At 68.8% G+C, this 22,943-nt stretch carries 21 protein-coding genes and 1 pseudogene; 13 read left to right on the top strand and 9 right to left on the bottom strand.

All coding sequences use genetic code 11. The annotated features are described in order from the left end of the window. Nucleotides 1-9 precede the first annotated feature (9 nt). The 4 genes from frr to rpsB all read right to left on the bottom strand — a co-directional run bounded on the left by frr (nt 10) and on the right by rpsB (nt 3,460). A complete protein-coding gene (gene frr, locus FHW84_RS20420; RefSeq protein ID WP_167257838.1) occupies nt 10-567 on the bottom strand; it encodes a ribosome recycling factor in 558 nt (185 codons plus the stop codon). 109 nt (nt 568-676) lie between these two features. Beyond that, nucleotides 677-1,399 carry a UMP kinase gene (gene pyrH, locus FHW84_RS20415; protein WP_167257836.1) on the bottom strand — a complete coding sequence of 241 codons (723 nt, stop codon included), beginning with the start codon at nt 1,397-1,399 and terminating at the stop codon, nt 677-679. A gap of 234 nt (nt 1,400-1,633) precedes the next feature. Further along, nucleotides 1,634-2,512 carry a translation elongation factor Ts gene (gene tsf / locus FHW84_RS20410; protein ID WP_167257834.1) on the bottom strand — a complete coding sequence of 293 codons (879 nt, stop codon included), beginning with the start codon at nt 2,510-2,512 and terminating at the stop codon, nt 1,634-1,636. Nucleotides 2,513-2,572: 60 nt separating this feature from the next. After that, nucleotides 2,573-3,460 carry a 30S ribosomal protein S2 gene (gene rpsB / locus FHW84_RS20405; RefSeq protein WP_167257832.1) on the bottom strand — a complete coding sequence of 296 codons (888 nt, stop codon included), beginning with the start codon at nt 3,458-3,460 and terminating at the stop codon, nt 2,573-2,575. Between the two features lie 347 nt (nt 3,461-3,807). Between rpsB and map the strand changes: the two genes are divergently transcribed. The 11 genes and pseudogenes from map to FHW84_RS20350 all read left to right on the top strand — a co-directional run bounded on the left by map (nt 3,808) and on the right by FHW84_RS20350 (nt 16,092). Continuing rightward, nucleotides 3,808-4,572: a type I methionyl aminopeptidase gene (gene map / locus FHW84_RS20400; RefSeq protein ID WP_167257830.1), complete on the top strand. Its 765-nt coding sequence runs from the start codon at nt 3,808-3,810 to the stop codon at nt 4,570-4,572. Between the two features lie 146 nt (nt 4,573-4,718). After that, nucleotides 4,719-7,361, top strand: coding sequence for a [protein-PII] uridylyltransferase (gene glnD / locus FHW84_RS20395; RefSeq protein ID WP_167257828.1), 2,643 nt, complete (start codon nt 4,719-4,721; stop codon nt 7,359-7,361). 101 nt (nt 7,362-7,462) lie between these two features. Then, nucleotides 7,463-8,290 carry a 2,3,4,5-tetrahydropyridine-2,6-dicarboxylate N-succinyltransferase gene (gene dapD / locus FHW84_RS20390; RefSeq protein ID WP_167257826.1) on the top strand — a complete coding sequence of 276 codons (828 nt, stop codon included), beginning with the start codon at nt 7,463-7,465 and terminating at the stop codon, nt 8,288-8,290. Beyond that, nucleotides 8,290-9,066: a ceramidase gene (locus FHW84_RS20385; protein WP_167257824.1), complete on the top strand. Its 777-nt coding sequence runs from the start codon at nt 8,290-8,292 to the stop codon at nt 9,064-9,066. Before dapD ends, FHW84_RS20385 begins: the two co-directional genes overlap by 1 nt. A gap of 6 nt (nt 9,067-9,072) precedes the next feature. Beyond that, nucleotides 9,073-9,432 (top strand): Spx/MgsR family RNA polymerase-binding regulatory protein, encoded by a 360-nt coding sequence (locus tag FHW84_RS20380; protein WP_167257822.1) that lies wholly within the window; start codon nt 9,073-9,075, stop codon nt 9,430-9,432. Nucleotide 9,433: 1 nt separating this feature from the next. Next, complete coding sequence (locus FHW84_RS20375) at nt 9,434-9,928, top strand: DUF2165 domain-containing protein (RefSeq protein ID WP_167257820.1); 495 nt, start codon at nt 9,434-9,436, stop codon at nt 9,926-9,928. Further along, the gene (locus FHW84_RS20370) at nt 9,925-10,989 is read left to right on the top strand and encodes a VIT1/CCC1 transporter family protein (protein WP_167257818.1); all 1,065 of its coding nucleotides are present in this window, start codon (nt 9,925-9,927) and stop codon (nt 10,987-10,989) included. The genes FHW84_RS20375 and FHW84_RS20370 overlap by 4 nt, the downstream gene beginning before the upstream one ends. Before the next feature lie 49 nt (nt 10,990-11,038). Next, nucleotides 11,039-12,172 carry a succinyl-diaminopimelate desuccinylase gene (gene dapE / locus FHW84_RS20365; protein WP_167257816.1) on the top strand — a complete coding sequence of 378 codons (1,134 nt, stop codon included), beginning with the start codon at nt 11,039-11,041 and terminating at the stop codon, nt 12,170-12,172. Nucleotides 12,173-12,240: 68 nt separating this feature from the next. After that, a pseudogene (locus FHW84_RS20360) lies at nt 12,241-14,270 on the top strand (S9 family peptidase); the annotation flags it as partial. A gap of 138 nt (nt 14,271-14,408) precedes the next feature. Beyond that, nucleotides 14,409-14,777, top strand: a complete 369-nt coding sequence (locus FHW84_RS20355; RefSeq protein WP_167257813.1) for an XRE family transcriptional regulator — start codon at nt 14,409-14,411, stop codon at nt 14,775-14,777. 1 nt (nt 14,778) lies between these two features. Further along, nucleotides 14,779-16,092, top strand: coding sequence for a HipA domain-containing protein (locus FHW84_RS20350; protein ID WP_167257812.1), 1,314 nt, complete (start codon nt 14,779-14,781; stop codon nt 16,090-16,092). 2 nt (nt 16,093-16,094) lie between these two features. On the opposite strand, the gene FHW84_RS20345 is transcribed toward FHW84_RS20350, so the two are convergent. The 3 genes from FHW84_RS20345 to FHW84_RS20335 form a co-directional block, all read right to left on the bottom strand. Further along, nucleotides 16,095-16,589, bottom strand: coding sequence for a DUF4019 domain-containing protein (locus FHW84_RS20345; protein WP_167257811.1), 495 nt, complete (start codon nt 16,587-16,589; stop codon nt 16,095-16,097). Between the two features lie 201 nt (nt 16,590-16,790). Continuing rightward, nucleotides 16,791-19,211, bottom strand: a complete 2,421-nt coding sequence (locus FHW84_RS20340) for a penicillin acylase family protein (protein WP_167257810.1) — start codon at nt 19,209-19,211, stop codon at nt 16,791-16,793. A 48-nt stretch (nt 19,212-19,259) separates the two neighbouring features. After that, on the bottom strand, nt 19,260-20,009 hold the full coding sequence (locus tag FHW84_RS20335; RefSeq protein ID WP_243868221.1) for a phosphodiester glycosidase family protein: 750 nt from the start codon (nt 20,007-20,009) through the stop codon (nt 19,260-19,262). A 181-nt stretch (nt 20,010-20,190) separates the two neighbouring features. On the opposite strand from FHW84_RS20335, the gene FHW84_RS20330 reads away from it, so the two are divergent. Together FHW84_RS20330 and FHW84_RS20325 are read left to right on the top strand one after the other, a co-directional pair. Continuing rightward, nucleotides 20,191-20,679, top strand: coding sequence for an 8-oxo-dGTP diphosphatase (locus tag FHW84_RS20330; RefSeq protein WP_167257809.1), 489 nt, complete (start codon nt 20,191-20,193; stop codon nt 20,677-20,679). Further along, complete coding sequence (locus FHW84_RS20325) at nt 20,679-21,074, top strand: NUDIX domain-containing protein (RefSeq protein WP_167257808.1); 396 nt, start codon at nt 20,679-20,681, stop codon at nt 21,072-21,074. Before FHW84_RS20330 ends, FHW84_RS20325 begins: the two co-directional genes overlap by 1 nt. 217 nt (nt 21,075-21,291) lie before the next feature. On the opposite strand, the gene FHW84_RS20320 is transcribed toward FHW84_RS20325, so the two are convergent. Then, on the bottom strand, nt 21,292-22,506 hold the full coding sequence (locus FHW84_RS20320) for a beta-ketoacyl-[acyl-carrier-protein] synthase family protein (RefSeq protein WP_167257807.1): 1,215 nt from the start codon (nt 22,504-22,506) through the stop codon (nt 21,292-21,294). Nucleotides 22,507-22,514: 8 nt separating this feature from the next. Next, on the bottom strand, nt 22,515-22,766 hold the full coding sequence (locus FHW84_RS20315; protein ID WP_167257806.1) for a phosphopantetheine-binding protein: 252 nt from the start codon (nt 22,764-22,766) through the stop codon (nt 22,515-22,517). Nucleotides 22,767-22,943 lie beyond the last annotated feature (177 nt).

The following is a 22,943-nucleotide window of genomic DNA, read 5'->3' as shown; positions in this document are numbered from 1 at the left end:
GATGGCGCGTCAGAGCGCCATCAGTTCCTCTTCCTTGGCCTTGGCGATGGTGTCGACTTCCTTGACGAAGCGATCGGTGAGCTTCTGGATGTCGTCCTCGGCCCGGCGCTCGTCGTCTTCGGTGATCTTCTTGTCCTTGAGCAGGTCCTTGACCTGCTGCATCGCGTCACGGCGCACGTTGCGGATCGAGATCTTGGCGTCCTCGCCCTCGTGCGCCACGTGCTTGGCCAGCTCGCGGCGGCGCTCTTCGGTGAGCGGCGGCATGTTCAGGCGGATCACGGTGCCGGCGGTGGTCGGCGTGATGCCGACGTCCGAGGACAGCAGGGCCTTCTCGATCGCGGCGATGTGGCTCTTGTCGAACGGCGTGATGATGATCGAGCGGGCGTCGCCCAGCGAGATCGAGGCTACCTGGTTGAGCGGCATCTCGGAGCCGTAGGCCGGCACCCTGATGTGTTCCACCAGCGCCGTGCTGGCGCGGCCGGTGCGCAGGCGGGTGAGGCTGTGCTTGAGCGAGTCGATGCTTTTGCCCATGCGGGTCTGGGCATCGGTCTTGATGTCGTTGAGCATGGGCATACCTCTTGAACGTGCAAGCCTGGAAGTATAGCAGCGGGGGAAGCCCGCACGGGGGCGGGCTTCCGGGGCTGGCGGGGCGCCCTGGGGCGGCCCCGCGAAGGCGTCAGCGGTCGGTGACGATGGTGCCGATCGATTCGCCGCGCATGATCCGCAGCAGGTTGCCCGGCACGGTCATGTCGTAGATGCGCAGCGGCATGCCGTGGTCGCGGCACAGCGCGATGGCGGCGGTGTCCATCACCGCCAGCTTGCGCTCGATCACCTGGTCGTAGGTGAGCTGGTCGTAGCGGGTGGCGCTGGGGTCGCGGGCCGGGTCGGCGGTGTACACGCCGTCGACCTTGGTGGCCTTCAGCAGCAGGTCCGCGCCGATCTCCACCGCGCGCAGCGCGGCGGCCGAGTCGGTGGTGAAGAACGGATTGCCGGTGCCGGCCGCGAACAGCGCGATGCGGCCCTTCTCGATATGGCGGATGGCGCGGCGGCGGATGAAGTCCTCGGCGACGTCGTGGATCTGGATGGCGCTCATCACGCGGGCGAAGCCGCCGCGGCGTTCGATCGCATCCTGCATGGCCAGCGCGTTCATCACGGTGGCGAGCATGCCCATGTGGTCGCCGGTGACGCGGTCCATGCCCGCCGCGGCGAGGCCGGCGCCGCGGAAGATGTTGCCGCCGCCGATGACCACGCCGATCTGGATGCCGGCCTTCTGGATGTCGATGATCTCGTCGGCCAGGCGGCCGATCACTTTCGGGTCGATGCCGTAGTCGGCTTCGCCCATCAGCGCTTCACCGGAGAGTTTGAGCAGGATGCGGCGATATTTAAGCGGTTCGCTCATGGGGTCTCCGGATTGTGTGTGGCAAAACGCGCGCATTGTAGCGGCTGCGCCGCTCCTAAGGTAAGCGCGAGGCGCCTGGTGGCGCGGGGTGCGACGATGTTTCGTTCATGCTTGCGTGTTTCCGCGGCGTGGCGCGGACGTCCGGCCGTCCATCCATGCGTGCTGCGGCAACGAATCGCGGGCAATAAAAAAGCCGCGGTTTCCCGCGGCTTTTTTATTGCATGCGCAAGCAGGTCAGACCTGCATGGCCTTCTGCACTTCGGCGAGATAATCCTCCTGGATCTTCTCGATGCCTTCGCCCACGACCAGGCGCACCACCTTCACCACGTCCGCGCCTTCCTTCTTGAGGGCGTCGCCGACGGTGACGTTGGTGTCCAGCACGTAGGGCTGGCCGACCAGGGTCACGTCCGACACGATCTTGTTGATCTTGCCGGAGATGATCTTGTCGAGGATGTCGGCCGGCTTGTTCTTTTCCTTGTCCGACATGGCGGCGAGGGCGATGTCCTTCTCGCGCGCGATGAAGTCGGCGGGAACGTCCTCGGCCTTCACGTAGGGCGGGTTCATGGCGGCCACGTGCATGGCGATGCCCTTGGCCAGCTCTTCCGAGCCGCCCTTGAGCGCCACGATCACGCCGATCTTGCCGCCGTGCGAATACACGCCGAGCGGGCCGTCGTTCTCCACGCGGGCGGCGCGGCGCACGTCGATCTTCTCGCCGATGGTCGCGGTCTTGGCCTTGGCGGCCTCTTCGATGCTGGCGAAGCCTTCGATCGCGGCGGCCTTGACGGCCTCGATCTCGGTCACGCCGGCCTTCAGCACGGCCTGCGCCACGGCATTGGTGAAGTCGACGAATTCGGCGTTCTTGGCGGCGAAGTCGGTCTCGCTGTTGACCTCGACCAGCACGGCCTTGCCGTTGTCGCTGGCGGTGGCCACGCGGCCTTCGGCGGCGACGCGGTCGGCCTTCTTGTCGGCCTTGGCCAGGCCGGTCTTGCGCAGGTGCTCGATGGCGGCTTCGATGTCGCCGTTGGTCTCGGTGAGCGCCTTCTTGCAGTCCATCATGCCGGCGCCCGAGCGCTCGCGCAGTTCGCCGACCAGTTTTGCGGTAATGGCAGTCATCTGGGTTCCTCGAAAATCTTTGAAACGCCCCGGCCGGTGCCGGCCGGGGCAGGGGATGGCTTACTCGCCGTCCGCTTCGCCTTCGGCCTGGCGGCCACCGCGGCCGCCACGGCCGCCGTCGCGGCGCGGGGCGCCGGCGCCCTTCTTGGCCGGACCGCGGTTGTTGTCGCGGCGCGGAGCGGCCTTGCGCTCTTCCTTGGCGACCGGGTTGCCTTCCTCGTCGAGCTCGACGAACTCGTTGGCGTCGCCCTGGGCGGCAGCCGGAGCGGCGGCACGGCCCTCGAGGATCGAGTCGGCGGCGGCGCGGGCGTACAGCTGGATCGCGCGGATGGCGTCGTCGTTGCCCGGGATGGCGTAGTCCACCAGCTCCGGGTTGTAGTTGGTGTCAACGACCGCGACCACCGGGATGCCGAGCTTCTTGGCTTCCTGCACGGCGATGTCTTCATGGCCGATGTCGACCACGAACAGCGCGTCGGGCAGGCGGTTCATGTCCTTGATGCCGCCCAGCGAGTTCTCCAGCTTGTCGCGCTCGCGGCGGCGGGCTAGCACTTCGTGCTTGACCAGGCGGTCGAAGCTGCCGTCGGTCTCGGCCGCTTCCAGCTCCTTCAGGCGCGCCACGGACTGCTTGACGGTGCGGAAGTTGGTCAGCATGCCGCCGAGCCAGCGGGCGGTGACGAAGGGCATGCCGGCGCGGCCGGCTTCCTCGGCCAGGGCCTCGCGGGCCGAGCGCTTGGTGCCGACGAACAGCACGGTGCCGCGCTTCTGCGCCACGCCCGACAGGAAGTTCATCGCGTCGGTGAACAGCGGGAGGGTCTTTTCAAGGTTGATGATGTGGATCTTGCCGCGGGCACCGAAGATGTACGGAGCCATCTTGGGGTTCCAGTAGCGGGTCTGGTGACCGAAATGCACGCCGGCTTCAAGCATCTGGCGCATGGTGACTTGTGCCATGGGAAAACTCCTTCGTTGGGCCTTGTCATGTGGCCCGGGGGTTGGGACCTCCACGCATCCCCGGCTTCGACCGCGGTACCCCAAGGGCCCGCGGCACCCCGAAGGCGGTGCCGATGCGTGTGTGGCGTTGGTTTGTCCGATCAAGGACTTAGGCGATCATGCCGCAGCGCGGTTACAATCGTTTTTCGCTTTGCGGCCGGTCGGGAAACGCCATGTATGGCGGGTTCTCCGGGCAGCAAAACTCCGAAATTATAGCCGGCGCGCCGGCATAGCAGCAAGCCGCCGGCCGGTTCAGCCTGAGCTGGGCCCATTGAAGCCGGGGTTTGCGGCGCCATTTGAGTGGAACTATGGCCGTTACCCTGAAATCCCCCGCCGATATCCAGGCCATGCGCGAGGCCGGCAAGCTGGCCGCCGAAGTGCTGGCCATGCTTAAAGAGCACGTCAAGCCCGGCGTCACTACCGAGGACCTGGACCGCCTCGCCTACGAGCACATCGTCAACGTGCAGAAGGCGATCCCGGCCAACGTCGGCTACAACGGCTTCCCCAAGACGCTGTGCACCTCGGTCAACCACGTGATCTGCCACGGCATCCCCAGCCCGTCCAAGCTGCTGAAGGACGGCGACATCATCAACCTGGACGTCACCGTCATCAAAGACGGCTGGCACGGCGACACCAGCCGCATGTACTTCGTCGGCACCCCGTCGGTGCTGGCCCGCCGGCTGGTGGAGACCACCCACGAGGCGATGATGCTGGGCATCCAGTCGGTGCGCCCCGGCGCCACCCTGGGCGACGTCGGCCACGCCATCCAGAAGCATGCCGAGGCGGCCGGCTTCTCGGTGGTGCGCGAGTACTGCGGCCACGGCATCGGCAAGGTCTACCACGACGAACCGCAGGTGCTGCACTACGGCAAGCCCGCCAGCGGGCTGGAACTGAAGCAGGGCATGACCTTCACGGTCGAGCCGATGGTCAACGCCGGCAAGCCGCAGACCCGCCAGCTGCCGGACGGCTGGACGGTGGTCACCAAGGACCACTCGCTCTCGGCCCAGTGGGAGCACACCATCGCGGTGACCGAGGACGGCTTCGAGATCCTCACGCCCTGGCCGGATGCCTGAGGGGCGGGCATAGAGAATGGTAAACAGGGAATCGGAGGGCGGCCGGATGGCCGCCCTTTTTGCTTTACGGGTCGTCATTCGAGCTCGTCGCCGATCCGTCGTGGCAGACTCCTATTCCCGATTCCCTATTTTCTATTCCCTCACCCATGACCGTCGTGCTGCCCCCGCTGCCCCGCCTGCCCATCGCGGTCCCGCGTTCGGGCGTGTCGACCGAGGCGCGGCGGGCCCTGCGGCAGCTGCTGGGCGACGTCGACCGCGCCATCGCCACCGCCTTCCGCGACGGCGCCGACGCCACCGCCCTGGCGCGCCGGCGCGGCGATTCGGTGTCGCGCATCGTGGCCCACGTGTGGACGGCCTGCCTGGGCGAAGTCGATGGCGCGGCGCTGTTCGCCGTCGGCGGTTTCGGGCGCGGCCTGCTGTTTCCGCATTCGGACGTGGACCTGCTGGTGCTGGCCGAGCGCGCCGAGCCGGCGCGGCTGCGCGCGCTGGAGCAATGCTTCGCCACGCTGTGGGATATCGGCCTGAAAGTGGGCCACGCCGTGCGCGATCCGGCGCAGTGCCGCACGCTGGCCGCGCAGGACGCCAGCGTGTTCACCAGCCTGCTCGATGCGCGCCGGCTGGCCGGCGATCCGGCGCTGGAGCAATCGCTGCAGGCGATCGTCGACGATCCCGCGCTGTGGCCGCCAGCCGCCTACCTGGCCGTGCGCCTGTCCGAACGCGACAGCCGCCACGCGCGCTACAACGACACCGCCTACAACCTCGAACCGAACATCAAGGACGGCCCCGGCGGCCTGCGCACGCTCGATTCGCTGCGCTGGCTGGGACGCCGCCTGGCGCATGCGGACGACTTCGACGACATGGTGGAAGAAGGCCTGCTCGACCCGGCCGAACGCTCCACGCTGGAAGAAGCCGAAGCCACGCTGCGCCGCTACCGCTTCGCGCTGCACCTGGAAGCCGGCCGCGCCGAGGAGCGCCTGCTGTTCGATTACCAGCGCGCGCTGGCCGAGCAGCTCGGCTTCCGCGACGAGCACGAAAAAAATCTCGGCGTCGAACAGTTCATGCAGGGCTATTACCGCGCCGCCAGCCAGGTGGAGCGGCTGGGCGTGCAGATCGCCGAGCGTTTCGAGGAAATGCTCGAACCGCCGATCGAGCCGCAGGCCGTGGGCGCGGATTTCCTGCGCTACGGTTCGCGCCTGGCGGTGCGCGATCCGGATCTGTTCGTGCGCCGGCCCGCGGCCCTGGTCGAAGTGTTCATCCTGCGGCTCGGCGAGCCGGGCATCGTCGGCTTCACCGCCGACACCATGCGCCGCATCCACCAGGCCACCGCGTTCTTCGGCGCCTCGCTGGCCGACGATCCGCAGGTGCTCGATGCCTTCCTGCGCCTGCTGCGCAAGGGCGCGCCGGCGGTGGAAGCGTTGTGGCGCATGAACCGGCACGGCCTGCTGGCGGCGGTGCTGCCGGCCTTCGGCAAGGTGTTCGGGCGCATGCAGTACGACCTGTTCCACGTCTACACCGTGGATGAACACACGCTGCGCGTGCTGCGCAACGTGGCGCGCTTCGCCGACCCGGCCGCGCGCGGCGAATTCCCGCTCGCCTGCGGCATCTGGCCCACGCTGGAAAAGCCCGAGCTGCTGCTGCTCGGCGCGCTGTTCCACGACATCGCCAAGGGACGCGGCGGCGACCACTCGGTGCTGGGCGAAGAAGACGCGCGCGCCTTCGGCGCCCGGCTCGGGCTGCCGCGCGAAGACATCGAGCTGATCGCCTGGCTGGTGCGCTGGCATCTGCTGATGAGCGTCACCGCGCAGCGCCAGGACATCACCGACCCCGACGTGGTGCAGCGCTTCGCCGAAGCCGTGGGCGAGCGCGAACGCCTGGACCTGCTCTACCTGCTGACCATCGCCGACATCATCGGCACCAGTCCGCGCTTGTGGAACGCGTGGAAGGACCGCCTGCTCGCCGACCTCTACACCGCCACCCGCTACGCGCTGGCCAGCGACGACGAGCTGCCGCGCGATGCCGCCGCGCGCGTGCGCGAATGCCGCGAGGCCGCGCTGGCGCTGCTGCTTACCGAAGGCTTCGCGCAGGCCGCCTGCGAACGCGTGTGGCTGGATTTCCCCGAGCAGAGCTTCCTGCGCCACCGGCCCGAGCAGATCGCCTGGCAGACCGCGGCGATCCTGCGTTCGGCCGGCGCCACGCCTTTGATCGAAGTGCATCCGCTGTCGGTGCGCGGCACGACGGAGCTGTTCGTCTACACGCCCGACCGCGACGGCCTGTTCGCCTCGGTCACCGCCATGCTCGACCGCCTGCATTTCTCGGTGATGGAGGCACGCATCCTCAACAGCCGCAACGGCATGGCGCTGGATACCTTCCTGCTGCTGGAATCGGACAGCCAGCAGCCGGCCAGCGCGGAGCGCGCCGAGGAGCTGCAGCAGCGCCTGCATCGCGCGCTGTCGCAGCCGGCGCATGCGCACCAGCCGTCGCGGCGGAACATGTCGCGGCACCTGAAGCATTTCCAGGTGGCGCCGAAGATCGCCTTCAGCGCGGTCGGCGACCGCACCCGGCTGTCCCTGGTGTGCAGCGACCGGCCGGGCCTGCTCGCCGCGGTGTCGCAGGCCATGGCCGACGCCGAGGTGCGCGTGCACGACGCGCGCATCGCCACCTTCGGCGAGCGCGTGGAGGATTTCTTCCTGATCAGCGATCGCCGCAACGCGCCGCTGAGCGTGGTGCAGCAGGACCGCCTGCTGCACGCCCTGCTGGACCGGCTGGGCGCGGCCAGGCGCGCGGGCTAGGGCAAAGTCCGCAACACGCGCGATGGACGGCCAAACGGCTCGCCCGCCGCGGCCAATCCCGCTAGCATGGCCGGGTTCTCACCAGCCCCCTTCAGCACCCCATGCAAAGCATCGAATCCCTGATCAACGACGCCTTCGAGCGCCGCAACGACCTCACCCAGTCGGACATCGAAACCTATCTGCGCCCCGCCGTGGAGCAGGTGATCGACCTGCTGGAATCCGGCGAACGCCGCGTCGCCGAGCCGGACGGCAACGGCGGCTGGACGGTCAACCAGTGGATCAAGAAAGCCGTGCTGCTGTACTTCCGCATCAACGGCAACCGCGTGGTCGACGGCGGCTCCGCGCTGGCCTTCGACAAGGTGCCGCTGCGCTTCGCCCACGGCAACGACGCCGAACTGCAGGGCCTGGGCGCGCGCGTGGTGCCCGGCGCGCTGGTGCGCCGCGGCGCGCACGTGGCCAAGGATGCCGTGCTGATGCCCAGCTACGTCAACATCGGCGCCTATGTCGGCGCCGGCAGCATGGTCGATACCTGGGCCACGGTGGGCTCCTGCGCGCAGATCGGCGCGCACGTGCATCTGTCCGGCGGCGTCGGCATCGGCGGCGTGCTGGAGCCGCTGCAGGCGAACCCCACCATCATCGAAGACAACTGCTTTATCGGCGCGCGTTCCGAAGTGGTGGAAGGCGTGGTGGTGGAGAAGGGCAGCGTGATCGGCATGGGCGTGTTCCTGGGCCAGTCCACCCGCATCTACAACCGCGCCACCGGCGAGATCAGCTACGGCCGCGTGCCGGCGGGCAGCGTGGTGGTGGCCGGCAGCCTGCCGGCCAAGGACGGCACGCACAGCCTGTACGCCGCCATCATCGTCAAGCAGGTGGACGAGAAGACGCGCAGCAAGACCGGCATCAACGAACTGCTGCGCAGCGCCGACTGATGGCGGCCACGGCCGGGGTGAGTGTGGCCGCGGCGCGCAAGCGCGGCTATCTGCTCGCCCTGGCCGGCGTCGTGCTGGCGGTGCTGGCGTTCGCGCTGCCGCCGGTGGCGCAGCCGCAGGCTTACCACGGCTTCGCCGACGCGCGCGGCTGGCTGGGCGTGCCGAATTTCGGCGACGTGATGTCCAATCTCGCGTTCCTGCTGGTGGGCGTGCTGGGCCTGTCCGCCATGCGCGAGCCGCGCGTGCAGGCGATGGGCAGGATCCCTCAGCATGCCTATGCCTTGACGTTCGCCGGCCTCGCGCTGACCGCCTTCGGCTCCGCCTACTACCACTGGGCGCCTTCGGACGCGCGGCTGGTATGGGACCGCCTGCCGATGACCCTGGTGTTCATGCCGCTGCTCGCCGCCACGCTGGCCGAACGGCTGAACTGGCGCTCCGACCTGCCGCTGCTGGGCCTGTCCCTGCTCGGCGTGGGCTGCGTCGTTTACTGGACCGTCACCGGCAATCTGTTGCCGTATTTCGTGGCCGAGGGCGGCTCGATCCTGCTGCTCCTGCTGGCGGTGGCCCTGTTGCCGACGCCGTGGAGCGGGCGCGCGCAGCTGTTCGCGGTACTGGGTACCTATCTGGTGGCCTTTGCCTGCGAGCAGGGCGACAAGCAGGTGTTCCAGGCAACCGGCGGCACGGTCAGCGGGCACACCATCAAGCACCTCGTCGCCGCCCTGGCTTTCTACGTGCTGCTGCGCATGCTGCGGCGGCAACAACCCATCGACGGATAGCAACGCATGAGCAACCCCACGCTGTACGGCCTGCCCAACTGCGACACCTGCAAGAAGGCGCGCAACTGGCTCAACCGCTTCGACGTCGAACACACGTTCGTCGACTACCGCGCCAACCCGGTGCCGGCCGACACGCTGAAGGACTGGGCGCACCGGCTCGGCGGCTGGGAGAAGCTGGTGAACAAGGCCGGCACCACCTGGCGCAACCTGCTGCCGCAGCGCAAGAACCCCGGCAGCGATCCGGAGTGGACTTTGCTGCTGAAGGAATATCCGGCCCTGGTGCGCCGCCCGGTGGTGGTGCAGGCGGACGGTTCGGTGAGCGTCGGCTTCACCGACAACGGCTTCAAGAAGCTGTTCGCGCGCTGAGATGCCGGCGCGCTACGCCAAGCTGCTGCTGGTCTGCGGGCTCGCCCTGCTGGTGAGCCTGGTGGCGTTCGGCAACCTCACCGACTACGGCAGCAACTTCGCCTTCGTGCATCACGTGCTGGCGATGGACACGATCTTCCCCGGCGCCACCATCCGCTACCGCGCCATCACCACGCCGTGGCTGCAGCACGCGGCGTATGCGCTGATCATCGCCACCCAGCTCGTCACGGCCGCGCTGCTGTGGGCTGGTGCGTGGCGCATGTGGCTGCGCCGGCGAGCACCGGCAGCGCTGTTCGTGCGCGCGAAGGGCCTGGCGACGGCGGGGCTGAGTCTTGGCGTGCTGCTGTGGCTGGCCGGCTTCATGGCGGTCGGCGGCGAGTGGTTCGGCATGTGGATGTCCTCGCAGTGGAACGGCGTCGAGACGTCCTTCCGGCTGGTGGCGCTGCTGCTGGGCGCGCTCATCTACCTGGGCCAGAGCGAGGCGGAACCGGCATGAACGATCGCAGCGCACGCCGCTATCTCGCCAACCTGCGCATCGAGCGCGACAACGCCGCGCTGTACGAGCGCCTGGCCGACCTGGCCAGCGACGAACGCAAGCAGCGCGCCTATCGCCGCATCGCGCTGGCCGAAACCGCCAACGCCGCGTTCTGGGAAGCGCAGCTGCACGCCATGCGCGTCGAGGTGCCGCGGCACGAAGCCGGCATCCGCGTGCGCGTGCTGTCGTGGTTCGCGCGCCGCTTCGGCACCGAGTTCGTCATGCCCACCGTGGTGCGGCTGGAACATGCCGACCATGTCGAACCCTCGGTGGACCGCAAGGAGCTGCGCAACCATTTCGCCGAAAGTGCGCCGCTGCGCAGCGCCAGGCGCGACAGCCGCGGCCAGAGCGGCAATACGCTGCGCGCCGCCGTGCTGGGGGCGAATGACGGGCTGGTGTCCAACGTCAGCCTGGTGATGGGCATGGCCGGCGCCTCCGGCAACGACAAGGCCGTGCTCACCGCCGGCATCGCCGGCCTGGTTGCCGGCGCATGTTCGATGGCGCTGGGCGAATGGCTGTCGGTGAACAGCTCGCGCGAGTTCTACCAGGCGCAGATCGCGGTGCGCGCGGAGCGCCTGGCGGTGGCGCCGGAAGACGGCGCGCGCAGCATCGCCGGCATCTATCGCGACAAGGGGCTGGAGCCGCAAGTCGCCGAGACCGTCGCCGAGCGTCTTTCCGAAACGCCGCGCGCCGCGCTGGATACGCTGGTGCGCGAAGACCTGGGCATCGATCCGGAAGACCTGGGCGGTTCGGCCTACAGCGCGGCCATCTCTTCGTTCTGCATGTTCGCGCTGGGCGCCGCGTTTCCGGTCGCGCCGTATCTGTTCCTCGGCGGCAGCGCCGCAATGCTGGCCAGCGCCGCTGCCACGGCGTTCGCGCTGGCCCTGATCGGCATCGGCACCTCGCTGTTCACCGGCCGTAGCGTGGTGTTCTCGATCGCGCGGCAGCTCGGGATTACTGCCGCGGCAGCTTCGATCACCTATGCCGTTGGACACGTGATCGGCGGCGCGCTGATCGGCTAGTTTCTTCTCCACGGCGAGACCGGCCCTCGCTGCATCCATGGGAATCCGCATGTCCGCCGTCTTCGACCTCACCGCCGAACTGATTCGCCGCCGCTCGGTGACGCCCGACGACGCCGGCTGCCAGGCCGTGCTGGCCGAGCGCCTGGCGCGCGCGGGTTTCAAGGTCGAGCACCTGCGCTACGGCGAGGTGGACAACCTCTGGGCCACGCATGGCGAAGGCGGCCCGCTGCTGGTGTTCCTCGGCCATACCGACGTGGTGCCGAGCGGGCCGGCGGAAAGCTGGCAGAGCGATCCGTTCGAACCGGTGGTGCGCGACGGCTATCTCTACGGCCGCGGCGCGGCGGACATGAAAGGCTCGGTGGCGGCGATGGCGGTGGCGCTGGAGGCCTTCGCCGCGGCGCATCCGGAGCATCGCGGCCGCGTCGGTTTCCTGATGACCAGCGACGAGGAAGGCCCGACCAATCTCGACGGCGTGCGCAAGGTGGCCGAACATTTTCGCGCCAGCGGCGAGCGCATCGACTGGTGCGTGGTGGGCGAGCCGTCGTCGAAGGAGCGCCTGGGCGACCTGATCCGCGTCGGCCGGCGCGGGTCGCTGTCGGCGACGCTGACGGTGCGCGGCATTCAAGGCCACGTGGCGTATCCGGAGAAGGCGAAGAACCCGATCCACGCTTTCGCGCCCGCGCTCACCGAGCTGGCGGTGGAACGCTGGGATGCCGGCAATGCGGATTTCCCGCCGACCTCGTTCCAGGTGTCCAACCTCAACGCCGGCACCGGCGCGAGCAATGTCATTCCCGGTGCGCTGGTGGCGCTGATCAATTTCCGCTACAGCACCGCCAGCCGCGCGGACGAGCTGCGCGCGCGCGTCGAGCGGATTCTCGACCGCCATCATCTCGACTACGCGCTGGAGTGGAGCCTCTCCGGCGAACCTTTCCTCTGCCCCGCCGGCGGCGCGCTGCGCGACGCGGTGGCGTCGGTATGCCGCGAGCTGTGCGGCACGGAGCCGGAGCAGAGCACCGGCGGCGGCACCTCGGACGGGCGCTTTATCGCACCGCTGGGCGCCGAAGTGGTGGAGCTGGGGCCGGTCAACGCGACCATCCACAAGGTGGACGAATGCGTCGCCGTGGCCGACCTGGAAAAATTGCCTTCGCTGTACCAGGCCATCTGCGAGCGTCTGCTGGGCTGAGTGCCAGCGGGCGATGGTGGCTACGTTTTCCCCGCACGAAGCACGCACCAAGGAGAAGGGTATGCGCAAGCTGTTGCTCGCCGCGGCCATCGCCGCCGCCGGTCTGTCCGCCACCATGGCCTGGGCGGATACCGCCCCCGCCACCAGCGCGCCGCTGATCGAGCGCGCCAAGCTGTTCGGCAATCCGAGCCGCGTCGCCGGCAAGCTCAGCCCGGACGGCAAGTGGCTGGCCTGGATCGCGCCGCGCGACGGCGTACTCAACGTATGGGTGGCTCCGGCGGGCGAGCCGGACAAGGCCAAGCCGCTCACCGCCGAAAAGCAGCGGCCGATCCGCCAGTATTTCTGGGCGCCGGATTCGTCCTCGGTGCTGTACGTCAACGACCGCGGCGGCGACGAGAATTTCCTGCTCTACAAGGTGGACGTGCAGGGCGGCGAGCCGCAGTCGCTGACGCCGTTCCAGAAGACCCGCGTGCGCGTGGTCGGCACCAGCGTGCATATCAAGGACCGCATCCTGATCGGCGTGAACAACCGCGACCCGCGCTGGCACGACATCTACAGCCTGGACCTGAAGACCGGCAAGCTCACCGAGGTGTACGAGAACAAGGGCGAATACGCGGGCTTCGTCGCCGACGATCAGCTCGTATTGCGCATCGCCGAGAAATCCCGCCCCGACGGCGGCACCGACTACTACCGCATGGCCGACGGCAAGGTCGACGCCAAGCCGTTCAGCAGTGTTGGCCTGGACGATTCGCTCACCACGCAGCCGGCCGGTTTCACCGTGGACGGCAAGACGCTGTACTGGCTCGATTCGCGCGGCCGCGACACCGCGGCCTTGCTCGCCGAAGACGTCGCCACGGGCACTACCCGCGTGCTGGCGCAGAACGCCAAGGCCGATATCGACGACACGCTCAGCGACCCGGCCACCGGCAAGGTGCAGGCGTATTCCTCGCAATACCTCAAGCCGGAATGGACGGCGCTGGATCCGGCGGTGAAGGGCGACCTGGATTTCCTGAAAGACCAGCTCAAGGGCAAGTTCGAGATCACCTCGCGCACCGACGCCGACGATGTCTGGACGGTGGTGGTGGACCCGGTGGTCAAGCCCGGCACCACGTATCTGTACGAGCGCAAGGCGAAGAAGCTCACCGCGCTGTTCGTCAGCCGGCCGGAGCTGGCGGATGCGACGCTGGCGCCGATGTATCCGCAGGAGATCCGCACGCGCGACGGGCTGACCGAAGTGTCGTATCTGACCTTGCCCGCCGGCAGCGACAAGGCGCATCCGGGCCGCCCCGACAAACCGCTGCCGATGGTGCTGTTCGTGCACGGCGGGCCATGGGCGCGCGACACCTACGGCTACAGCAGCTACCACCAGTGGCTGGCCAACCGTGGCTATGCGGTGCTGTCGGTGAACTACCGCGGCTCGACCGGCTTCGGCAAGAAGTACATCTCCGCCGGCGACCTGCAGTGGGGCCGCAAGATGCACGACGACCTGATCGACGCCGTGCAGTGGGCGGTGAAGAACCGCATCACCACCGCCGACAAGGTCGCCATCATGGGCGGCTCCTACGGCGGCTACGCCACCCTGGCCGGCCTGGCCTTCACGCCGGATATCTTCGCCTGCGGCGTGGACATCGTCGGCCCGTCCAATCTCGCCACGCTGCTGAAGACCATCCCGCCGTACTGGGAAGCCGGCAAGGCGCAGTTCTACAAGCGCATGGGCGACCCCACCACCGAGGCCGGCCGCCAGCTGCTGCAGGAGCGCTCGCCGCTGTTCAAGGCCGGGGCGATCAAGCGCCCGCTGCTGATCGGGCAGGGCGCCAACGACCCGCGCGTGAACCAGGCGGAGTCGGACCAGATCGTCAAGGCCATGCAGGCCAAGAACATCCCGGTGACCTATGTGCTGTTCCCCGACGAAGGCCACGGCTTCGCCCGTCCGGAGAACAGCATCGCCTTCAACGCGGTGGCCGAGCAGTTCCTGGGCAAATGCCTGAGCGGGCGCGTCGAGCCGATCGGTGGTGCCCTGAAGGCCTCCAGCGCCAAGGTGCCGAGCGGGAAGGAATTCGTACCGGGCTTGCCGGAGGCGGTGGGGGCAGGCGACTGAGGGGCCGTCCTGCCAGGGATGAAAAGAGCCGCCCTCGGGCGGCTTTTTTCTGGGTGCAGTGGGCTCGATCCAGCCGGCCTTTTCATTTCGTATATATAGATATTTACAATTGGCGCCGTTTCGTTATAATCTATATATATGCCAAAGCTTGCCCGCGCCCTCCAGCAGCTCCCTCCGGCAACCTCCGCCGCCATTGAAAAACTCGGCGCCGACCTCGCCGTGGCGCGCCTGCGCCGCAAGGAATCCCTGAAGACCTGGGCCAACCGCATGGGCGTTTCCGTACCCACCCTGCAGCGGCTCGAAGCGGGCGACCCCTCGGTCGGCATCGGCATCGTCGCCACCGCGCTGTGGCTGATCCAGCGCGACGGCGAACTCGGGAAACTCGCCGCACCCGAGCACGACCAGGGGGCGATCGAGATGGATGTCCGCAAGGCCGAGGCGCTGGGGCGCACGCGCGCCCTGGCATCGGCCGAGGCGCGCGCCTACAAGCGCCAGGCAAAGAGCTGAGATGCGCCTGGACGATCTCTACCTCTGGTACCTGGCCGATCCGGCGCATCCGCGCCCGGTCGGCGCCTTGAAGCTGGTCTCCGCCGGCAAGGGTGTTTCGCTGCGCTACGGCGAGGCATGGCTGTCCACCGGCTTCGCCTTGAGCGAGGACCTGCCCCTGGTCGACGTGGAACAACTGCCGCCCGGCCGGCTGGCCGCCGATGCGCAGCGCGCGGTCGGCGCGGTCGACGATGCGCGGCCGGACCGCTGGGGCGAGAAGGTGATCCGCTTTGTCGACAAACCCACGCGCCTGTCGCTGATGGAATATCTGTATTACGCCGGCGACGAACGCTTCGGCGCGCTGGGCGTATCGACCTCGCCGCATACCTACAGTCCGCGCGAGGGAAGCACGCTGCCCCGGCTGGGACAGGCGCAGCAGCTCGGCGAGGTGGTGGCGAAGATCGAAGCCTCCGAACCGATCAGCGCCCAGGAAGCGCGCATCGTGCGCGCCGGCGGCAGCCTCGGCGGCGCCAAGCCCAAGGCGCTGATCGAGATCGACGGCGAGCCGTGGGTGATCAAGTTCTTCAACGGCGAGCCCGTCGACACGCCGCTGATCGAGCACGCGGCCATGACGCTCGCCGCGCGCGCGGGCATCGCCGTGGCCGCCACGCGGGTCATTGCGCTGGACGGCCAGCACGCGATCGCCGTGCGCCGCTTCGACCGCACGGCGGGCGGCCGCATCCACAGCATCTCGGCCGGTACGGCCATCCGCGCGGCCACCGCGTCAGGCAGCGAGCCGGAGATGGGTTATCCGGAGCTGGCGCGGATACTGCGGCGCGTCGGCATCGTCGAGCGGGACACCAACCGCAATGACGCGCGCGAACTGTTCCGCCGCATGGTGTTCAACATCCTGATCGACAACACCGACGACCACGAGAAGAACCACTCGCTGCTGGTGGTGAATCCGTTCGATAACGGCCGCCTGAAGCTGGCGCCGGCCTACGACGTGCTGCCGACGAACTCGGGGCAGGGCTATCAGGAATTCATCTGCGGCGCGGATGGCCGGGATTCGACGCTGGCCAATGCGATGTCGCAATGCGAGGCGTTCGGCCTGTCGCCGGCGGAAGCTGCCGCCGAAACGGCTGCGGTGATCGATGTCGTCGAGCAGTGGCGGGAGCACTTCGCGCAAGCCGGCGTAAGCGAGCGCGATATCGACGACCTGGCGCGGCGCATCGATGGCGAAGCGCTGCGCAGCCAGCGCAGCGGATTCGATCCCTCCGGCTACCGGTCCGCTCCCGGCAAGAGCAAGCGGACCAGTCCGTTCCAGCGCAGCTGACGTTACTTGCCCGGCTTCGCCGGCGCGGCCGGCGCCGCGGCCGGAGCGGGCGCGGCCGGCTGCTGCTGTACCGGGCGCACGATGTAGCCGACCGGCACCCAGTTCGTGCCGGCCTGGCTCAGCGACACGGTTTCCACCGCCGGGGCGGTGGCGTGGCGGGCCACGAACACCACGTTGAGGTACTGGCCGGGAGGCAGGCCCTGCGGGTTGTCGACGCGGCCGAGCTGCACCCAGTCGCGGCTCTGGGTGGCGCCGAGCTGTTTCTTCACGCCGTCGAGGTACTTGGCCCAGTCCGCCGAACTCACGCTCTTCTGCATCATCGGGCCGCTGCTCTTCCACATCGCGTCGGCCTGGCCGGCATCGGCCTGGGCCGCCCAGCGCGTGGCGGTGGCGATGGCGCTGTCCAGCGAGGGCAGCTGCTGGGCCTGGGCATGGCCGCTGGCAAGCAGCGCGGCGACGAGGGGCATGGCTGCAAAACGACGGTACTGGTTTGCCATAGGTCTCTCCTTGGGTGGGTTCCGATCAGCGTGACCGCGGTTGTGCTCGCGGGAGTCCGGACGCAAGCCCGTCTTCCACGGGGACGATGTTCGGGTCGCCGGGGGAAACGGGTCCTGGATCATGCGCAATCAGGAAATCTAACGGTTGTGGCGCATGCTGGATTCTGGACGTTTCCAGACCTGCTGTGATCCCGGCGTGCCTTAAGCCTTCCTGGCGGGGCGCAGCGTCAGCACGTGCTGGTCCGGCCCTGGCAGCAGCGGCGTCGGACGGCCGTTGACCCAGTCCTCGTGGCCGGCGCCGTAGTAGGGCGACAGCGGATTGTCGCTCTGGCCGCCGGGCAGCTCCAGGATGCTGCCGGCCTCGTGGCCCGGCGTCACGTCCAGCCGTTCGGAGGCGCCGAAGCCGGGGCGCGCCACGCGCGGCATGTTGTCGTCGCCGGGCAGCGGCTCGTCCGGCATGTCCAGCCAGCGGCCGGCGAAGGACGGCAAGGCGCGCGACAGCGGATGGCGGATGGCCGTGCGGTTGTACTCGCCCCAGGTGCGCGCGGCGAGGCCGCCGGGCGGCTTGCCCAGCTCGTCGGCGACCTGGCGCGCGGCGTCCTGCAGCAGCGCGTTCCAGTCGGCGTAGCGCGCATCCAGCAGATGGATGGGACGGTCGCGCACCAGCGCCCAGACCGCCGCCTCGGTGTGGCTGGGGCGCGGCCAGGTGAAGTCCTTGTAGCGCCCGGTCACTTCCTCCGCGAACGGCGCCAGCACTGCCTCGTGCACCTTGTCGCGGAAGGCGCGCACCAGGCGGTAGTCCACGCTGTCGGCGGCGGCGCGGCCGCGCCAGCTGGCGGTGAGCTGGCGCAGCTGGGCCAGGGTGGGATCGGTGGTGCCGGCCAGGGTGTCCTGCAGCAGGCGCTGCCAGCGCACCAGCAGCAGGGCGCGATGGTCGAGCTGGATATCCAGCAGGTTGCCCGGGGCGAAGCTGCTGCGCGTGCGCAGGCCGTCGCGGATCTGCTGCGCACGCGCGCCCAGGTCGTGGCCGCCTTCGCCGAGCAAGGCCAGCGCGGCGCCGTCGACGGTGCGGTTGTTGGCGGTCCACAGGCGGCCGTCGGCAGGGTTCTCGATGCGCGGGTATTGCGCCGGCGTGGCCCAGCCCTGCCAGCCGGTGCCGGGCTTGGACCAGTCCGCCGGCAGCAGCGGATCGACGCCGCTGCGCAGCGGAATGCTGTTGCCGGTGACGGTCCAGCCGATGTTGCCGGCGCTGTCCGCCGCCAGCAGGTTCTGCGGCGGCATGCCCATGGCGGGGGCGAGGTCGAGTGCGGCGTTGACGCTGGCGGCATGCTCCAGCTTCATCACACCCAGGTTGTAGGCGCGCGGCAGGTCGCCGATCCAGGCCAGCGCCAGCGGCGTGCCGTCGGTGTCCTGCGCCAGGATCGGACCCCAGCGCGTGCTTTCCACCTTGATGGTGCGCGGCGCGGCGCCTTTGATGCGGATGGTTTCCTCGTGCGTCTCGATGGAGTCGACGCCGTCCGGCACCTGATAGCGCGCGGCGTCCTTCGGGTCGCGCAGCACGCGCACCCAGTCCAGCCAGTCGCCATAGCTGTTGGTGAAGCCCCAGGCCACCTGCCCATTGGAGCCGGCGACCAGGGCCGGCGTGCCGGGCAGGGTCACGCCGCTGGCGTCGCGGCGGCCGTTCGGCGCGGCGGGGTCCGCGTAGCGCAGGCGCGCGCGGAACCAGATGTCCGGCACGCGCAGCCCCAGGTGCATGTCGTTGGCGAGGATGGCCGCGCCGCTCTCGGTCAGGCGGCCGGCCACGGCGAAGTTGTTGCTGCCGGGGCGCGGCTCGTCCAGCGCGGGCGCCAGTGCGGCCAGCGCGGCGGCGTCGGAGCTGGAAGCCACCGGCTTGTCGCGCAGGTTGAATACGTCCGCACCCGGAATCACCGGCGGATGCGAGAGATCGCCGCTCAGCGGCGCTTCCCATTCGGGATCCGGCGCCAGCAGGAAATCCACCAGCGGCGAGGGCAGCGCGGAACGCATCTGCGCGAAGCTCAGCTCGCGCTGGTTGCGGCCGTCGCCGTTGAGGTCCAGGTACATCGCACCGATCACCAGGAAGCTGTCTTCCGGTTTCCAAGGCTGCGGCTGCGCGCCCAGCAGTAAATATTCCCAGGGCTTCACCCGCAGATCGGCGAGGCCGCGGTTCACGCCGGCGGCATAGAGCTCCAGCGTATGCCGGTCCTCCGGCGACAGCTGCGCCAGCGCGGCCTGCGCCGTGGCGCGCAGGCGATGGCGGCGATGTTCGATGTCGGTATCCACCGCCGCGGCGCCGACCAGTTCGGCCAGCTCGCCCGCGGCGACGCGGCGCATCAGGTCCATCGGAAAGAAGCGTTCCTGCGCGTGCACGTAGCCGAGCGCGAAGGTCACATCGTCGCGGCTCTTGCCGTCGATGGTGGCGCTGCCGAGCGCGTCGCGCGCGATGCTGGTGGTGTCGCACAGGCCTTGCACGGCCACTTCGCCGTCGAGCTTCGCGCGGCTGCCGGCGAGCAGGAACCAGCCAGCCGCCAGCACGCCAACGATCAGGATCGACAGGGAGAGCAGCAGGGAGCGCAGCCAGCGGAAGCGTCGGACTCGGGGCATCGGGAGGCGGACCTTGGGTGGCGATGCTCCCGAGTGTAGTCCCAACGCTCAGGGCTTGGCCGTGGTGAACACCGCGAAGATGCCCGCATAGGGCTTGACCATGAAGGTGGGCGCGCCGGCATAGCCTTCGCCGTCCACATAGAACTGCGAGATGGTGCCGTCCAGGTACAGCGCGTCGCGGCAGCCCAGTTCATCGCGGAAAAGCCGCGCGAAGGTGTGAAAGTTCACCGGCGATTCGCTCACCGCGAACACCACCCGATGCGGCGTCTTCGCGCATACGCCGCTGCGCCACTTCAGGCTGGCCGAATCGTCCACGAAGCGGTCGTTGATCTGCCCATCGACCAAGAGCATCGGCCCCGACTGCGTGGCCCAGCGCGCGGGCTTGGCGTCGGCCTTGAAGGCGGTGCTGGTGCGCACGGCGGCGTGGCCGTCGGCATACACGGCGAACACGCCATTGGGCTGGATCGAGAAATTGCCCGCGGCCGGATTGCCCTTGAACAGATTCAGCGGCACCACGGTGCGGCCGTCTTCCACGTACAGGCCCAGCGGCGCGAACTGGCGGTCGTAGATGCCGGCATTGGCGGCGAACAGCAGGCGGCGGTCGTGCGCCATGCCCCATTGGCGCAGGCTTTCGATGGTGGCGTAGGGCTGGCCGCTTTCCGGGTCTTTCCAGTGCAGGCTCAGCGGCTCGCGTTCCAGGTCCACGCGGACCACGCGGAAGCTCTGGCTTTCGAAGGTGACTTCGTCGCTGTCCACCGCCTGCGCCTGGCGCGAACAGCCGCTGGCGCCGGCGAGCATGGCCAGCGTGGCCAGCCAGTACAGCCATGGGCGGCGGGCAGTGGATGCGGGGAGGGCGGAGGCCTGCATGCGCACGATGGTGGCCGGGGCAGTGGTGCGGGTGCAAGCCCGGCGTGACATTTCGCATCTATCCGAAGCCATGGCCGTTATAGACTGCCGTTTTTCCGCTACGCGCCGCCTCATGCCTTACACGCCCATCGTCGCCACGCTCGGTTATGTGCTCTCGCCGGATCGGCGCCGGGTGCTGATGATCCACCGCAATGCGCGCCAGGACGACATGCACCTGGGCAAATACAACGGCCTGGGCGGCAAGATGGAGCCGGGCGAGGACATCGCCGCCTGCATGCGCCGCGAGATCCTCGAGGAAGCCGGCATCGAGTGCGCGTCGATGCAGCTGCGCGGCACGCTCAACTGGCCTGGCTTCGGCAAGCAGGGCGAGGACTGGCTGGGCTTCATCTTCGTGATCGACCGCTATGCGGGCGAACCGTTCGCCGCCAATCCCGAAGGCACGCTCGAATGGGTGGAGCTGGAGCGCCTGATGGAGCTGCCGATGTGGGAAGGCGACCGCCACTTCCTGCCGCTGGTGTTCGACGGCGACCCGCGGCCGTTCCATGGCGTGATGCCGTACCAGGACGGGCGCATGCAGTCCTGGTCGTACTCGCGGCTGTGATGCGGCGCATCGGGATCGTCGCGGCGATGATCCGCGACAGCGCGGGCCGCGTCCTGCTGGTGCGCAAGCGCGGGGCGGAAGTGTTTCAGCAGCCGGGCGGCAAGCGCGATCCGGGCGATGCGGACGACCTGCACACGCTGGCGCGCGAACTGGAAGAAGAACTCGGCTGCCGCATGCGGCGCGAAGGCGCGCGGCTGCTGGGACGCTTCAGCGCACCGGCGGCGAACGAGCCGGGGTGCGTGGTGGAGGCAGTGGTCTACGAAGTGGCCGCGGACGGGCCGTTCGAGGCGAGGGCGGAGATCGAAGCGCTGTGCTGGGTGGATCCCGCGCAGCCGGGCGATCTGCCGATCGCGCAGCTGAGCCGTGAGCAGTTGTTGCCGTTGCTCGCCAGCTAGAACCCGTCGTTTCGCAACCTCACACCCTCGTCATCCCGGCGCAGGCCGGGATCCAGTGGCGATGCCATCGGGTTTTCACCGTAACGCTCAAAAGCCGCGTCTTTCGACGCCTCGCTCGTACGCAGCTTGCCGCTGCTGGATCCCGGCCTGCGCCGGGATGACGAGAGTGGGCGGGTGCGCCGCGATCAGGCCTAACCGGCGCACCAGCGCCGGTGGTTCAAGGCATGCGCCGCAGCGCCACCACCGCATTGAGCCCGCCGAAGGCGAACGAATTGCTGATCGCCGCATGCACCGGCATCTTGCGCGCCTGGTGCGGCACGTAGTCGAGGTCGCAGGCGGGATCGGGTTCGAGATAAGCCAGCGTCGGCGGGACGATGCCGTGGCGCAGCGCGCCGATCACGGCGATCAGCTCCAGCGAGCCGGACGCGCCCAGTGCATGGCCGTGCATCGGCTTGGTGGAGGAGATGGCCAGCGCGCGCGCATGTTCGCCGAACACGCGGTGCAGCGCAGCCGTCTCGGTGGCGTCGTTGGCCATCGTGCCGGTGCCGTGGGCGCTCACATAATCCACTTCGGACGGCGAGAGATTGCCGTCGCGCAGCGCGTTCTCGATGGCGGCGGCCGCGCCCAGCTCGGACGGCGCGGCGATGTCGCCCGCGTCCGAACTCATGCCGGTGCCGACCAGTTCAGCCAGGATGGTGGCGCCGCGCGCCTGCGCCTGTTCCAGCGTCTCCAGCACGAACATGGCCGAGCCTTCGCCCAGCACGATGCCGCGGCGGCCCTTGCTGAAGGGGCGGCAGGTATCCGGCGCCAGCACGCGCATGGCTTCCCATGCGAGCAGGGTGCCCAGGTTGAGGCAGGCCTCGGTGCCGCCGACCACGGCGGCGTCGACCAGGCCGGAGCGGATCATCATCGCCGCCTGCGCGAACGCGTGGTTGGACGAAGCGCAGGCGCTGGCCACCACGAAGGCCGGGCCGGTGATGCCGTGCGCCATGCTGATCTGGCTGGCCGGCGCGTTCATCATCATGCGGATGATGCCCAGCGGGTGCACGCGCGGCAGCTTGTCGGCGTAGATCCGGTGGTACTGGGTGTCGCGCGTCACTTCGCCGGCCGCGCCGCTGCCCACCACCACCGCCGTGCGCGCGGCGCGTTCGCCTTCGAACGACAGCCCGGACTGCACGATCGCCTCTTTCGCGGCGACCAGGGCGTACTGCGTGGACAGGTCGAGCTGGCTGAGCTTGGCTTCGTCGAAGTGCTGGCCCGGATCGAAACCCTTGACCTCGGCCACCACGCCGGCGGCGCGCACGCGTTCGGGATCCACGCGGGAAACAGGAGCGATGCCGCTGCGGCCCTCGGCCATGGCCTGCCAGACCGAGGGTGCGTCGTTGCCGAGCGCGCAGATCGCGCCCATGCCGGTGATGACGAGACGTTGCATGGAGGAGTTCAGTCGTTCTTCTTGGCGGCGAGCTGGCGCTCGATGGCTTCCACCAGCTGGCCCACGGTGCCGTTGTCGAAGTCCGTGTCCTCGTTGGGGAGGTTGATGCCGAAATGCTCTTCGATATCGAAGATCACTTCGATGGCGTCGAGCGAGGCGACGCCCAGGTCCTTCAGGGTGGACTCGGGCTTGATGGTGTCGATGTCGATCTTCGCCTGCTTGGCGATGATCTCGGTGGTTTCCTGCTGTACGTTGCTCATGGGTCGTATCCCTGGTCCGTGGCGTTCGCCGCTGGCCGCACCGCGCGGCCGACCCGGCAAGCCTGACCAAGCACGGGGTGCTTGTCCAGACGCGACGGTCCTGTAGTCGGTCGATTCTGCGCGGGTTCGCCTTTCGCCAATCTTTGGGGTGGCCGGGCCAGCCGGCGGCGGCAGGGT

It is taken from the genome of Dyella sp. SG562 (genome assembly GCF_011759495.1).
Classification (GTDB): domain Bacteria; phylum Pseudomonadota; class Gammaproteobacteria; order Xanthomonadales; family Rhodanobacteraceae; genus Dyella_D; species Dyella_D marensis.
Note: the sequence above shows the minus strand (reverse complement) of the source record. Positions and strands in the feature narration are given on the sequence as shown.